The organism is Flavobacterium commune (genome assembly GCF_001857965.1).
Taxonomy (GTDB): domain Bacteria; phylum Bacteroidota; class Bacteroidia; order Flavobacteriales; family Flavobacteriaceae; genus Flavobacterium; species Flavobacterium commune.
In genome coordinates, this window is sequence record NZ_CP017774.1 from 1,714,644 (window position 1) to 1,730,515 (window position 15,872).

Here is a 15,872-nt window from a genome sequence, read left to right on the forward strand (position 1 = left end):
GATTGCTTCGTTCCTCGCAATGACAAACGGAAAACTAAATAAAATAATTAGAACAATGTTACACCAATTTAAATACAAGATAATAGCTTTCGTAATAATGATTGCAGCTTTCAGTAGTTGTAAGTCAGGAGCGGCACATTCTAAAAAAGGAACGGCAGTTATTTTAAAAGCGGATAATTACAAGCATTATGTTGATTATTTCAACACCATGGAAGAGGAGAATCTGAAATTTGCGATTCCGAATGATAGTGCGTGGGCGTGGATGGAAAAAAATATTCCGTTGTTTGAATGTCCGCAACAGAATTTTGAGGAAATTTATTATTATCGTTGGTGGACAGCTCGAAAACACATCAAGAAAACGCCACTTGGTTTCGGAATTACGGAGTTTTTGGTAGATCGTTCGTATGCTGATAAATACAATTTGATTGCTTGTGCGGTTGGGCATCATATCAATGAATTTCGTTGGGTGCACAATCCGCAGTACATTGAGCAGGATGTGAAAATTTGGTACCGTGGCAATGAAGGAAAACCTATGAACAAATTGTATAAATTCAGCAGTTGGACAGCTGATGCTTTGTACAATCGTTATTTGGTGAATAAGGATGAAAAATTCTTATTGGATATGTACCCAGATATGGTGACTGATTATGCGGTTTGGGAAAAAGACCGTCAGCGTAAAGATGGTTTGTTTTGGCAACATGACGTAAAGGACGGAATGGAAGAGTCGTTGAGTGGCGGGCGAAAAGTGCAAAATGCAAGACCGACGATTAACAGTTATATGTATGGAAATGCAATTGCGATTGCTAAAATGGCATCTATGAAAGGCGACAAGGAAGTGGAAGCGAAGTTTAAAGCCAAAGCTGATGTCCTGAAACAATTGATAGAAACCAAATTATGGAATTCGAAAAGTGAATTCTTTGAAACGTTTACCGAGAAAGATACACTGGCGCAAGTGAGAGAAGCGATTGGATTTATTCCGTGGTATTTTAATCTGCCACAAAAAGACAAAGGTTTTGAAAAAGCCTGGGAACAAATTAAGGATGAAAAAGGGTTTTCGGCACCTTTTGGATTGACAACGGCAGAACGCAGAAGTCCTCGTTTTAGAACTCACGGAACCGGAACCTGCGAATGGGACGGTGCAATTTGGCCTTTTGCGAGTTCACAGACTTTGACAGCTTTGGCGAATGTTCTGAACAATTACAATCAGAATTTCGTTGCCAAAACCGATTATTTTAAACAGATGAATCTGTATGTCGAATCACAATACTATCGTGGCAGACCTTATATTGGAGAATATCTGGATGAAACGACAGGTTATTGGCTGATGGGTGACAGGGAAAGAAGCCGTTATTACAATCACTCGACTTTTAACGATTTGATGATTACCGGATTGGTTGGTTTACGTCCAAGAGCGGATGAAAAAATTGAAGTGAATCCGTTGATTCCACAAGATAAGTGGGATTGGTTTTGTTTGGATAATGTTTTGTATCACGGGAATATCATAACGATTCTTTGGGATAAAACAGGGGAGAAATATGGTAAAGGAAAAGGTTTCAGAATTTTTAAAAACGGTAAGGAAATTGCGGTTTCTGAAAAATTGCAGCGAGTGATTTCGGAATAGAGTTTTGAATGCTTCGGAGAAGCATAATATTTATAGCAAAATACGTCCGAATGATAAAAAGCTCCAGCGGAGCGATACATATAAAAAATTATGTCGCCTAGCTGGGGCTTAATGAACTTTACTATTATAAAATCTATAAATATATCGTCCCTTTGGGATTTTACATTGGTTAAAATAACATTATGAAAAAGTTTTTTTTACATTTTACATTAATCATTACACTTTTGACTTATTCGGCGCAAGCCCAAAATAAAATCAGCGTAACCAATCTGCAGTGCGAAATGCTGAACAATCCGGAAGGGATTGATGTTTTAAAACCTCGTTTGAGCTGGCAGATAAAGTCGGATGTAAACGATGTAAAGCAAACGGCCTATCAAATTCTTGTGGCTTCGACTTTAGAAAACCTGAATGCAAACCAAGCCGATTTGTGGGATAGTGGAAAAGTAACAAGCGATAATTCGGTTAATGTTGTTTACAACGGGAAAAAGCTGGGAGACCGACAAAATGCGTTTTGGAAAGTAATTGCTTTTACCAATAAAGGCGAAATAAAATCTACAGATAAGGCTCATTTTAGTATTGGGATTTTAACTTATGCCGACTGGAAATCGACTCGCTGGATTGGCTATGAAAAATTATCGAAAGATGATAGCGTTTCTCAATATTCGAGATTGTCTGCGCGTTATTTGCGAAAAGAAATTGATGTAAAAAAACAAGTCAAATCTGCCAAAGTTTATATTATGGGGATGGGCTTGTATGAGCTGTACATTAACGGAAATAAAATTGGCGACCAAGTTTTGGCACCCGTTCCGACGGATTACACAAAAAACGTAAAATACAATGTTTTTGATGTGACTTCGCAATTGAAAGAAGGTAAGAATATGCTGGGAACGATTTTAGGGAACGGACGTTTTTTTGCGATGCGTCAGGATTACAAACCGTATAAAATCAAATCATTTGGATTCCCAAAGATGGCTTTGCAATTGTTTGTCGAATATACTGATGGAACTAATGAAGTTATTCGAACAGACGATACCTGGAAACTAACTACGGACGGACCGATTTTATCCAACAACGAATATGACGGTGAAGAATACGATGCCCGCAAGGAAATGAAAGGTTGGAACACTACCAATTTTGACGATAAAAACTGGGTTAATGCCAGATATGTTCAGGAACCGGGTGGTTTTTATGAAGCGCAAATGACGCCGAATATGAAAATAATGCGTGAAGTGAAACCGATTTCGATTAAGGCTACTGCCAATGGAACGTATATTCTCGATATGGGACAGAATATGGTGGGTTGGCTGCAACTGAAAGTGAAAGGAAAAAGCGGTGACCAAATCACGATGAAATTTGCCGAATCGTTGCAGGCTGATGGTTTGCTGTACATTGCCAATTTGCGTGATGCGAAAACGACTGATGTTTATACTTTGAAAGGTGAAGGCGAAGAAATCTGGGAACCTCGTTTTATATTTCACGGTTTTCGATTTGTAGAAATTTCGGGTTTTCTGACTAAACCAACATTGGATAATTTCGTTGGAAAAGTGGTTTATGACGATATGAAAACAACGGGAACATTCGAATCTTCGGATGCGACTATGAACCAGATTTTCAAAAATGCCTGGTGGGGAATCAGCGGAAATTACAAAGGAATGCCAATCGATTGTCCACAAAGAAACGAGCGTCAGCCTTGGCTGGGCGACCGAACAACGGGTGCTTATGGTGAAAGTTTTTTATTCAACAACCAGACTTTGTATGCTAAATGGTTAGACGATATCAAATATTCCCAAACTCAGGACGGAGGATTGCCGGATGTGGCGCCGGCATTTTGGCGTTATTATGGTGATAATGTGACCTGGCCGGGAACGTACATCACTGTGGGTGATATGCTGTACCAGCAATTTGGTGATGCGGAAGTGATTAAAAAACAATATCCATACATGAAAAAATGGATGGTGTATATGGAGGAAAATTATCTGCAAAATGATTTGATGGATAAGGACAAATACGGTGACTGGTGTGTTCCGCCGGAATCGCTGGAATTGATTCGTTCCAAAGATCCTGCCCGTTTAACGGATGGCGAATTGATTTCGAGTGCGTTTTATTATCAGCTTTTGGGGATAATGAAAAAGTTTGCCAAAATAGCAAATGCTGATGCCGATATTGCCCATTATGGTGATTTAGAAACAAGAATTAAAAAAGCATTCAACGCTAAGTTTTTTAATGTTGACAAAAATACTTACGCTAATAATACGGTTACAGCTAATCTCTTGCCTTTAGCTTTCGGAATAGTTCCGGAAAATGTAAAAGACAAAGTATTCCAAAATATGGCTCACGAAGTGGAGGTGACTAAAAACGGTCATATCAGCACAGGTGTGATTGGAACACAATTTTTGATGCGAACACTGACAAACTTCGGAAGAGGAGATTTGGCTTATAAACTGGCTTCGAACAAAACCTATCCAAGTTGGGGCTTTATGGTCGAAAACGGAGCGACTACCATTTGGGAATTATGGAACGGAAATACTGCTGACCCATCCATGAATTCACAAAACCACGTGATGCTTTTGGGAGACTTACTGATTTGGTATTACGAAAATATGGCGGGAATCAAGAGCAATCCTGAAACTCCGGGCTTCAAGCAAATCATTATGAAACCGGATTTCAATGCAGGATTGACTTTTGTAAACGCGTCTTATGAATCCATTTACGGACTGATTAAAAGTGACTGGAAGAAAAACAAAAACACTTTAGAATGGAAAATTACCATTCCGGCCAATTCATCGGCATTGGTGTATTTGCCAACAGCGAATGCTTCTGATGTAAAAGTGAATAAACAAAAGGTGGATAAAAATTCTAAAATAGAAAAGAATAAAATGGTTCTTGAATTGCCTTCGGGAACTTACCAACTCAATGTAAATAATATAAAACAATAATGATGAAATGAGCATACTCTATAATTGGTTACAAGAGCCAATAATGATATGTGAATTACATATGACCTTAAAAAAAACAATAAATAGTAACATATGAAAACCTTAAAAACAAGCCTTCTCGTTTTAACCGTAATACTTTTTGCAAGTTGTAAATCGGCTTTGGAAAAAAAGACATGGAAAGAGGGGATTTTAGTAGATCAGTTTATATACGATAAAGCACCTTATCCTTCTTGCCATGCCGTAACAATTGTAGAAGCAACTAATGGAGATTTAGTTTCGTCTTGGTTTGGTGGTACGCACGAAAGACATCCTGATGTTTGTATTTATGTAGCTATAAAACCTAAGGGAAGTGATAAGTGGAATGAAGGTGTTAAAGTTGCCGATGGAGTAATGCCTGATGGAACAAGATTTCCAACCTGGAATCCTGTTTTGTACCAAATTCCGGGAGGTGATTTGATGTTGTTTTATAAAATAGGACCAAAACCATCTGAGTGGTGGGGAGTTTACAGAACTTCTTCTGACGGAGGAAAAACCTGGTCTGACAAGATTGATATGCCGAGTAAAGATTTTTTGGGGCCAATCAAAAACAAACCAGTTTTGTTGAGTAACGGAACATTATTATTGCCTTCAAGCACCGAAGGAAATGGCTGGCATTTGCGTATGGAATCAACTCCTGATTTTGGAAAAACATGGGTAATGGGAGATACCATTTCAAGAGGAAAGCAAAAAATCAATGCCATTCAGCCAAGTATTTTGTTTCATAAAGATGGAAGCATTCAGGCAATTGGAAGAACTAAAAACAGAGCTATTTTCAGTACTTTTTCTAAAGACAACGGAAAAACATGGACTGATGTAGAATTAATTGGTTTACCCAATAACAACTCAGGAACCGATGCTGTGACTTTGAAAAATGGAAAACATTTATTGGTTTACAATCACGTTTTGCCTCCAGGAACAGAAGCTAAAGGACCTAGAACACCGTTGAATGTTTCTATTTCTGATGATGGAATCAACTGGAAAGCAGCATTGGTTTTAGAAGATTCGAATATTAGTCAATATTCCTATCCTTCGATGATACAGAGTAAAGACGGAATGGTGCATATTGTTTACACCTGGAGACGTCAAAAATTGAAATACGTAAAAGTAGATCCTAAAAAATTAAAAGCTTTACCAATTAACAATGGTATTTGGCCTGGAGAAGAAAATAAAGTGGTCAAAGCTGTTAAAGCGGAAGAAGAATAAAAATCAAAAATTTAACCATTAAGATAGTAAGTTTCATTGAGGATTCATCTTAACTTTCTTATTGTCTTAATGGTAAAAACTAATAATATGAAATTAACTTATTTAAAAAGAAATTCACTTATTATAGTTCTTGCTGTTTTGAGTAGTACGTTTAATAATATTGCATTTGCTCAAACCTCAAAAAATCAACGTTACAAAGTGGCAGTTTGCGACTGGATGATCTTAAAAAGACAAAAGCTAGGTTCATTTCAGTTGGCGAGTGAAATTAAAGCAGATGGAATCGAACTAGACATGGGCGGTTTGGGCAATCGTGAAACTTTTGATAGTAAACTGGCTGACCCTGTTGAGGTGAAAAAATTCAAGGATAAGTCCAAAGAATTTAATGTTGGGATTTCATCCATTGCTATGTCTGGATTTTACGGACAATCTTTTGCAAAAAGAGAAACCGTAAAAAGAATGGTTAAGGATTGTATTGATGCCATGAAAACTATGAATGTAAAAGTGGCTTATTTGCCATTAGGAACACAATGTGATTTGAAAAAATTCCCAGAATTGCGTCCAATTATTATTGAACGTTTGCAATGGGCTGGCAAACAAGTAGCTAAAATAGGAGGAGTAATCGCTATCGAAACTTCACTAGATGCTACTGCAGAGAAAAAATTACTAAAAGATATTGGTTGTAAAAGCATCAAGAGTTCATTCAATTTTTCGAATGCTATCGAAAATAAAAAGGATATCTCGGCTGAGCTTAAAATTTTAGGAAAAAAATACTTAGCCCAAATTCATGCTTCCAATACCGATGGTTTTTGGTTGCAAAATGACAAAGCCATTGATATGCATAAAATCAAGTCGACTTTAGATAAGATGAACTGGAAAGGCTGGCTTATTGTGGAACGTTCCCGTGATACTACGGATGTACATAATGTAAAAGCCAATTACGGAGCGAATGTCGCTTACTTGAAGAAAATTTTTCAGAATTAAAAATTAAATACCACGAAGGCACAAAGTCACAAAGAAAATTTAAGTTCAACGGATTTAATAAATTATTGGCTTCTAAAAAAATTGAGTCTTTGCGTCTTTGTGGCAAAACAAAAATTATAATACAAATGAAATATTTAAGCTTACTTTTTTTAGCACTTTGTGTTACTTTTGCATCAGCGCAAAATGTTACCATTGTTCGTGATGCCAATGCACCAAGAGCACAATTTGGTGCCGAAAAATTATCAGAAATAGCAACAGCAAAAGGATTCAAAGTAGTTTTTGCTGATAAAGCACCTAAAAAATCAAAAGATAAAGTAATTATCATTGGCGAAAAAGGAACTGATTTTTGGAAACAAAATTCTAAAAATGCTAAAATTGATGATAGTCAATTAACCAAGAAAGAAGGTTTTCAAATTAGTACTCAAAAGAACATAATTTACATTGAAGGTACTGATGCTTCTGGTGCTTTGTATGGCGCTTTAGAATTAGCCAATCGCATTAAAGAAGAAGGCAAAATCCCATCGGAAATAGCCATTCAGGACAGCCCGGAAATGGTATTGAGAGGAACTTGTATTGGGATGCAAAAAACCACTTATCTTGAAGGTCGTGGCGTTTATGAATATCCGTATACTCCGGAATCTTTTCCTTGGTTTTATGATAAAGCCCTTTGGATAAAATACCTGGATATGATGGTCGAAAACCGTATGAATTCTTTGTATTTGTGGAACGGACATCCATTTGCTTCTTTGGTAAAACTAAAAGAGTATCCATTTGCGGTTGAGGTTAGTGACGAAACTTTTAAGAAAAATGAAGAAGTCTTCAAATTCCTAACTGAAGAAGCTAATAAAAGAGGAATCTGGGTGATTCAGATGTTTTATAACATTATTCTTTCTAAGCCTTTTGCGGATCATTATAATCTTAAAACTCAGGAAAGAGAACGTGTTATTACGCCATTGATTGCCGATTATACTAAAAAATCAATCACTGCATTTATTGAAAAATACCCAAATGTTGGTCTATTAGTTTGTTTAGGAGAAGCAATGAATACGGTTGAAGATGATGTGAATTGGTTTACCAATACAATTCTTCCAGGTGTTCAGGATGGTTTGAAAGCCTTAGGAAAAACCGAAGAACCGCCTATTATCCTACGTTCACACGATACAGATGCTCCAGCGGTAATGGCGAAAGCTTTGCCATTGTATAAAAACTTATACACCATGAGTAAGTATACTGGGGAATCGTTGACTACTTATACACCAGGCGGACCTTGGGGAGAAACTCACAAACAATTGAGTTCTTTAGGATCAATTCATATTGAAAATGTGCATATTTTGGCAAATTTGGAGCCTTTTAGATATGGTTCTCCAGATTTTATCCAAAAAACAGTAAAAGCAATGCATAATATTCATGGAGCAAATGCACTGCATTTGTATCCTCAGGCATCATATTGGGACTGGCCTTATACAGCTGATAAAACCAAAACGGGAGAACGATTAATGGAAATGGATCGGGACTGGATTTGGTACAAAGCCTGGGCAAGATACGCCTGGGACAGTAAAAGAGACCGTACTCAGGAAATTGGTTACTGGGACAATCAATTTGCTAAAAAATATGGAACAGATTCAGAAGCAGGAAAGAATATCTTAGAAGCTTATGAACAAATAGGCGAAATTGCTCCTAAAACCTTAAGACGTTTCGGAATTACCGAAGGAAACCGTCAGACTTTATTGTTAGGAATGTTCGAAAGCCAATTGGTTAATCCGGCTAAATGGCGTGTTTATCCGGGATTCCATGAGTCTTGTGGACCTGTAGGCGAATTGCTTCTGGAATATGCTAAAAAAGAATGGAATAAACAGCCGCATATTGGTGAAACACCAACGCAGATTATCAAAGAAATTGTACAACACGGAAAAATAGCTGTCGAAGCCATTGACAAAGCGACTCTTTCGGTTACTAAGGAAAAAGACGAATTTAATCGTTTGAAAAATGATGTCTATTGCTACAATGCATTCGCAAATTGTTTTTCTGAAAAAGTTGAGGCGGCTTTGTTAGTTTTAAGATACAGTTATTCTAATGATATTGCCGATTTAGATAAAGCCGTTCCGCATTTAGAAAAATCGTTGGAGTACTTTGAAGAGTTGGTGAAATTGACAAAAGATACTTATTTGTATGCTAATAGTATGCAAACTGCTCAACGTAGAATTCCTATTGGAGGTGATGACGGGAACAACAAAACCTGGGCTGAATTGTTACCGCATTACGAGCGTGAACTTGCTAATTTAAAAAGAAATATTAGTCTTTTAAAAGATGCTAAAAACGGAAAAGTAAAACAAAAAACAGTTACGCCTTGGAAAACGGCTAGTGTTACTATGTTAAGTCCAAAATCAAATTCTTACGCTGTTAAAGAAGGAACAAAAGTGTACGGAACGCCAATTTCAGAATTGATAAAAGTAGCTCCGGAACTTAAAAACCTAAAAGGAATTTCATTCGTTGAAGATCAGCAAAACACTGAAGGAACAACTTTAAAATTCAAGAATGATACTCCGGTAAAATTGGTAGTGGGTTATTTCAATTCTGATCAAAAAAGGTTTTTATTGCCTCCAAGTTTAGAAACAAATGCAGCCGGAAATGAAATGGGAGAAGCCGAGGTAATTTTGGCGAATGCCATGAATTTAAAAGAATTACCAAGGGTAAATATTCATACTTATACTTTTAAAGCGGGTGAAAACCAACTGAATTTAGGTAAAGGAAGAGTCCTGATTTTAGGATTCATTGATGCCAATCAAAAAATTGAACCTCGTGATGTGGGCTTTATAGATGCTGGCGAAAAAGAAGCAGTAGACTGGTTGTTTTACTAAGAATAGAAAATTTCAAACCCTTTCAGAGTGTACTTTGAAAGGGTTAAATACATAAAAAATGAAGAGATTAATTTATATACTATTTTTTATAACTACTGTTTCCTGGGCGCAAACTCAAGAAAGAGCAACTTCATTTCGTAAAGAGATTTCGTTGAATGCGGGTTGGAAAACCACTATGGTGGATTCTCATCCAGAAGCAAAACAGGATTTTGCGCAAGATTCAAATGCTGATGCCAACTGGAAAACGGTAAATGTTCCTCACAATTGGGATCAATATGAAGGCTTTCGCCAAATGAAACATGGTAACTTGCACGGAACGGCCTGGTATTCGAAAAATTTAAAAATTGGCAAACAACAAAAAGGGAAAAAACTGTTTCTGTTTTTTGAAGGAGTGAGCAGTTACGCTACGGTTTGGGTAAACGGAAAAGAAGTTGGTCAGCACAAAGGAGGTCGAACCACTTTTACGTTGGATATTACTGATGCAGTAAAATACAGTTCGAATAATAAAATTGTGGTCAAAGCAGCTCATCCTGCTTTTATTGCCGATTTACCTTGGGTTTGTGGTGGTTGTTCTGGCGAATGGGGATTTTCAGAAGGTTCACAACCGATGGGGATTTTTAGACCGGTAACCTTAGTCATTACAAATGATGTTCGAATAGCGCCTTTTGGAATTCACATTTGGAATGACAAAACGGTTTCTAAAGAACAGGCTATTTTACACACTACAACTGAAATTCAAAATTACAGCAGTCCGAATCGAACAATTACTGTTGTCAATAAACTTTTAGATAAAAATGGAAAAGAAGTAGCTTCGGCTAAGAGTTCTGTTTTGTTTTCGAAAGAGACTAAAGAAATTCAACAGACTTTGCCTGAAATCAAGAATCCTAATTTATGGTCGCCAGAAAGTCCGTATTTGTATACACTTTCGACTACTATTTTAGAAAAAAATAAAGTTTTAGATAAAATTACGACGCCTTATGGAATTCGTTGGGTTTCCTGGCCAGTGGATAGACCGGGCAATGACAAGCGATTTTTTATTAATGATCAACCCGTATTTATTAATGGAACTTGTGAATATGAACATCAATTAGGGCAAAGTCATGCTTTTTCGGATACCCAAATAAAAGCCAGAATTGAACAAATCAAAGCGGCTGGATTCAACTCTTTTAGAGAAGCACACCAACCGCACAATTTGAAATATCAGGAATTATTGGATGAAAGTGGTATTTTGTTTTGGAGTCAGTTTTCGGCGCATATTTGGTACGATACTCCGGAATTCAAAGAAAACTTCAAGACTTTATTGCGCGAATGGATTAAAGAACGTCGTAACAATCCATCAGTAGTTTTGTGGGGATTACAAAATGAAAGTACCATCCCAAAAGAATTTGCGGAAGAGTGTACAAAAATCATTCGTGAAATGGATCCAACTGCTTCTTCACAACGCAAGGTAACAACTTGTAATGGTGGTGAAGGAACCGACTGGAATGTGGTGCAAAACTGGTCCGGAACTTACGGAGGAGATCCCTTTAACTATGCTGTCGAAATGAGTACGCAATTATTGAACGGAGAATACGGTGCCTGGCGTTCACATGATTTGCACAGCGAAGGTGAATTTGCGCAAAAAGGAATTCTTAGTGAAAACCGTTTTTCGCAGTTAATGGAAATTAAAATCCGTGAAGCTGAATCGGTAAAAGATAAAATTGCAGGACAATACAACTGGTTATTTGCTTCGCATGAAAATCCGGGGCGTGAACAAAATGGCGAAGGATTCAGAGCTATCGATCAGGTGGGACCCGTTAATTACAAAGGGTTGTTTAGCATTTGGGGCGAGCCTTTGGATGCGTATTATATGTACCGCGCCAATTATGCATCGAATAAAACCAATCCAATGGTCTATATTGTTTCGCACACCTGGCCGAATCGTTGGGAAGCTCCTGGAGTTAAAAACGGAATTGATGTCTATTCGAATTGTGATGAGGTTGAATTGTTTAATGATGTCAACAATCAATCTTTAGGGAAATTGAAAAACCCAGGAAGAGGACAACATTTTCAATGGAATAAAGTCAATATTCAGTACAATGTGTTGTATGCTGTAGGTTATGTAAATGGTAAAAAAGTAGCTCAGGATTATATTGTTTTGAACAATTTGCCTGAAGCGCCTCATTTGAAATCTTTAAGTTCAAAAGAAGAAATCGTTTCTTCAAAAGCGAACTATAATTACATTTATCGTGTCAATTGTGGCGGTCCTGATTTCAAAGATACTGACGGAAATGTATGGTCAGCTGATGTTCATAAAACCGAAGCGAATACCTGGGGTTCCGTTTCCTGGACAGATGATTTTAAAAATTTACCTGCTTATTTTGCAAGTCAGCGATCTACTTCTGATTTAGTTGATGGGACTCAAAATGATGCTTTATTTCAAACTTTCCGTTACGGAATGGATAAATTAAAATATGAATTTCCTGTTCCTGATGGTGAATATTTAGTCGATTTGTATTTTTCTGAGCCTTGGTACGGGACTGGCGGCGGATTGGATTGCAAAGATTGGCGCGTATTTGATGTGGCAATTAATGATAATGTAATGCTTAAAGATTTTGATATTTGGAGTGAAGTTGGTTTTTCAAAAGCAGTGAAAAAAACGTTCACGGTGAGAAGTAAAAATGGTAAGTTAGTAATTGATTTTCCAAAAGTAAGTTCGGGAGAAGGAATTATCTCTGCGATTGCGATTGCTACCAAAGACAAATCAGTGAAAGCAGCTGCGCCTTCGCCAAAGAATATTTTGGATGTTGTAACTAATGCTTCATTTGAAATTGCATCTTGGTTAAATCTCAATTCGAAACAATATTTAAATTCTGATGTGACTTTTACACAATTACCAGCTGCGTTGTATGCTGCCGATTATATTCAATTTTCAAATGAAAATAATGTTACGGGTTCTTTTATTTCGAAAGAAGAAGCTACGGTTTCAGTTTTAGTAGATTCGAAAATAGAAACAACTTTGCCTTGGCTTGCTGATTATAAAAAATCAGAAGCAACTGCAAAAAACAGTAACGGAGATGTTTTTACTATTTTCGAAAAAGAAGTAAAAAAAGGAGAAACCGTATTTTTTGGTAACAAAGGCGATGGTACGCCATCATTTACTATTGTGGTTGTCCCAACTTCCGATTTGGGAAAAGTTAAAGACGACAGACCTTCGTTAAAATTCGAAGCAGAAGATGCTAAAATAAAAGGTGGGGGAACGGTAAAAGGAAATTTCAAGTCGAGTGATTATGTTGAATTTGCAAAAAACACACCAAATAGTATCGAATTTGAAGTGAATCCTGGTGTTGCTAATATATACCTGATGCGTTTTAGATACATGAATATGAATGCCGAACCGATAAAGGTGAAGTTGATTATCGAAGATGCTTACGGAATTTTGATGCGAAATGATGAAATTGAATTTCCGGCGCCTACAGAGAAATGGAAGGTTTTAAATACCACTTCGGGAGGTTATATCAATGCTGGAAAATATAAAATCAGAATTGAATCGGATAACATGAAAGGATTGCGTTTGGAATCTTTTGAGTTTCAATAAGTAGAGAATAGAAAAAAGAATAAAGAAAATAGATTTATGAATTTACATAAAAGTGTTTTACAAAAAGGAACAATAGCAATTGCGTTGTTGTTCTTGGTTGCCTGTGCATCAACAAAAAAAGAAAGCCGAATAATAGCTGATTTTAATCCGGATTGGAATTTTAAATTAGGCGATTATCCAACGGCAATACAGGCTAATTTTGATGCGAATGATTGGCGTACGTTAGATTTACCGCACGATTGGAGTATCGAAGGTGCGTTTAATAAAGATAATCCAACCAAACAGGCTCAGGCATTTTTGCCGGCAGGAAAAGGCTGGTACCGAAAAACATTTACACTTCCCGAAGATTGGAAGAACAAAAACGTTTCGATTGAATTTGACGGCGTTTTCAAAAACAGCGAAGTATTCATTAATGGACATTCGTTAGGAATGCGCCCAAATGGATACATTTCATTTGCCTACGAATTGTCACAATACCTGAACTTTGGGACCCAGAAAAACATCATCGCTGTAAAAGTTGATAACGATGCACAACCCAATTCCAGATGGTACACCGGTTCCGGAATTTACAGAAATGTGCGATTGGTTGCCAGCGAAAAACTTCACGTAGCAAAATGGGGAACGTATGTAACTACGCGTGGAATCACCAAAGATAAAGCTATTGTTGATATTGATGTTGACGTGAAAAATGGTTTGGGGACCAATAAACTTTTTAAGTTAGTTTCGACAATTTTAGATAAGAATAATGTTGAAGTTGCAAAAGCAATCTCTGATGGAAATATCCCAGCAAATTCAATTTTACAAGTTAAACAAAACACTAAGATAGAAAACCCAATTCTTTGGGATACTGAGAATCCGTATTTATACAAGATAGTAACAAAGGTTTATGATGGTTCGACTGTAGTTGATACTTATGAAACACCGCTTGGAGTTCGTTATTTCAATTTCGATGCCGAAAAAGGATTTTCGTTAAATGGAAAACCTACCAAAATATTAGGCGTTTGCCTGCATCATGATAACGGTGCTTTGGGCGCTGTGGAGAATATTCATGCTGTCAAAAGAAAATTGAAAATCCTGAAAGAAATGGGAACCAATGCCATCAGAATGTCGCACAATCCGCATTCTTTGGAAATGATGAAGCTGTGTGATGAGATGGGATTTATTGTTCAGGATGAGTTTACCGATGTCTGGAAAAAGAAAAAAGTCACCAATGATTACCATAAAGACTGGGATGCTTGGCACAAACAGGATCTGGAAGATTTTATCAAAAGAGACCGCAACCATCCTTCGGTAATGATGTGGAGTATTGGGAATGAAATCAGGGAACAATTTGACAGTACTGGAATTGCTATTACCAGAGAACTGGCTCAAATCGTAAAATCGCTGGATACCACTCGTCCAGTTACGAGTGCTTTGACCGAGAATGTTATTGAGAAAAATTTCATTTATCAGTCGGGCGCTTTGGATTTATTGGGATTCAATTACAAGCACGAAGATTATAAAGATTTCCCAACCAAATTTAAAGGACAAAAAATACTTGCTTCCGAAAGTGTTTCGGCACTGGAAACCCGTGGTCATTATGATATGCCAACTGATTCCATAAGAATGTGGCCAACAAAACACAATGCCCCTTTTGATGGCAATGCTGATTTAACGGTTACGGCTTATGATAATATTGCTTCTTACTGGGGAACGACACATGAAGAAAACTGGAAAACTATCAAAAAACAGGATTTTATGGCGGGGACTTTCATTTGGACAGGCTTCGATTATCTGGGCGAACCTGATCCGTATCCGTATCCTGCACGTAGTTCGTATTTTGGAATCGTAGATTTGGCGGGCTTGCCTAAAGATGTGTATTATATGTACCAAAGCGAATGGAGTGATAAAGATGTGTTGCATTTATTGCCACATTGGAACTGGAAACAGGGTCAAATGATTGATGTTTGGTCGTATTACAACAATGCTGATGAAGTTGAATTATTGTTAAACGGCAAATCTCTAGGTTCGAAAGCTAAAAAAGGAGAAGAATTGCACATTGCCTGGAAAGTGCCTTTTGAAGCAGGAACTTTGAAAGCGATTTCCAGAAAAGAGGGTAAAATAGTGAAGGAAACCGAAATTCATACCGCTGGCGAAGCAGTTAAAATCGATTTGAAGTCGGATAAAACGAGTATTAAAAACGATGGATATGATTTGGTTTACGTAACGGTTTCTTTGCAGGACAAAGACGGAAATCTACTTCCAAAAGCCGATAATCTAATTAACTTTAAAGTTTCTGGTGGTGCTAAAATTGTTGGTGTTGACAATGGCTACCAAGCCAGTTTAGAACCTTTTAAAGCCGATTATCGAAAATTATATAATGGAAAATGTGTAGTGATTTTGCAATCGAATAAAAAAGCAGAAAACATAACTCTTGAAGCTACTACAGCAGGAAATATCAGCTTAGGTACTGTGAGTATTAAAGTAGAATAAATATCTTAAAAAAATAATTGTATTCAAAACTTCATTAGTAATAATGGAGTTTTTTTATGAATTTATTCTTCTAATTTTGTTTTTGGGTTAATCATATACTTATGTGAAAAATCGTTTTAGATAGCAAATTTGATAATTATCTTTCAGGTTGTTATTTGTAATAAAATTAGTGCTATATTAGTGTG

Annotated in this window: 7 protein-coding genes; all 7 read left to right on the plus strand. The window is 36.9% G+C overall.

Annotated elements, in window-relative coordinates; genetic code table 11:
• The first annotated feature begins 55 nt into the window (after positions 1–55).
• The 7 genes from BIW12_RS07160 to BIW12_RS07190 all read left to right on the plus strand — a co-directional run bounded on the left by BIW12_RS07160 (position 56) and on the right by BIW12_RS07190 (position 15,687).
• On the plus strand, positions 56–1,621 hold the full coding sequence (locus BIW12_RS07160; RefSeq protein ID WP_071186208.1) for an MGH1-like glycoside hydrolase domain-containing protein: 1,566 nt from the start codon (positions 56–58) through the stop codon (positions 1,619–1,621).
• 182 nt (positions 1,622–1,803) lie between these two features.
• Positions 1,804–4,557, plus strand: a complete 2,754-nt coding sequence (locus BIW12_RS07165) for a glycoside hydrolase family 78 protein (RefSeq protein ID WP_071184490.1) — start codon at positions 1,804–1,806, stop codon at positions 4,555–4,557.
• Positions 4,558–4,650: 93 nt separating this feature from the next.
• Positions 4,651–5,799 (plus strand): sialidase family protein, encoded by a 1,149-nt coding sequence (locus BIW12_RS07170; RefSeq protein WP_071184491.1) that lies wholly within the window; start codon positions 4,651–4,653, stop codon positions 5,797–5,799.
• 87 nt (positions 5,800–5,886) lie between these two features.
• A complete protein-coding gene (locus BIW12_RS07175) occupies positions 5,887–6,780 on the plus strand; it encodes a sugar phosphate isomerase/epimerase family protein (RefSeq protein ID WP_232227176.1) in 894 nt (297 codons plus the stop codon).
• Between the two features lie 125 nt (positions 6,781–6,905).
• Positions 6,906–9,638: an alpha-d-galacturonidase gene (locus BIW12_RS07180; protein WP_071184493.1), complete on the plus strand. Its 2,733-nt coding sequence runs from the start codon at positions 6,906–6,908 to the stop codon at positions 9,636–9,638.
• A 58-nt stretch (positions 9,639–9,696) separates the two neighbouring features.
• Positions 9,697–13,215, plus strand: coding sequence for a malectin domain-containing carbohydrate-binding protein (locus BIW12_RS07185; RefSeq protein ID WP_071184494.1), 3,519 nt, complete (start codon positions 9,697–9,699; stop codon positions 13,213–13,215).
• 36 nt (positions 13,216–13,251) lie between these two features.
• Positions 13,252–15,687, plus strand: coding sequence for a sugar-binding domain-containing protein (locus BIW12_RS07190; RefSeq protein ID WP_071184495.1), 2,436 nt, complete (start codon positions 13,252–13,254; stop codon positions 15,685–15,687).
• The last annotated feature ends 185 nt before the right edge of the window (positions 15,688–15,872 follow it).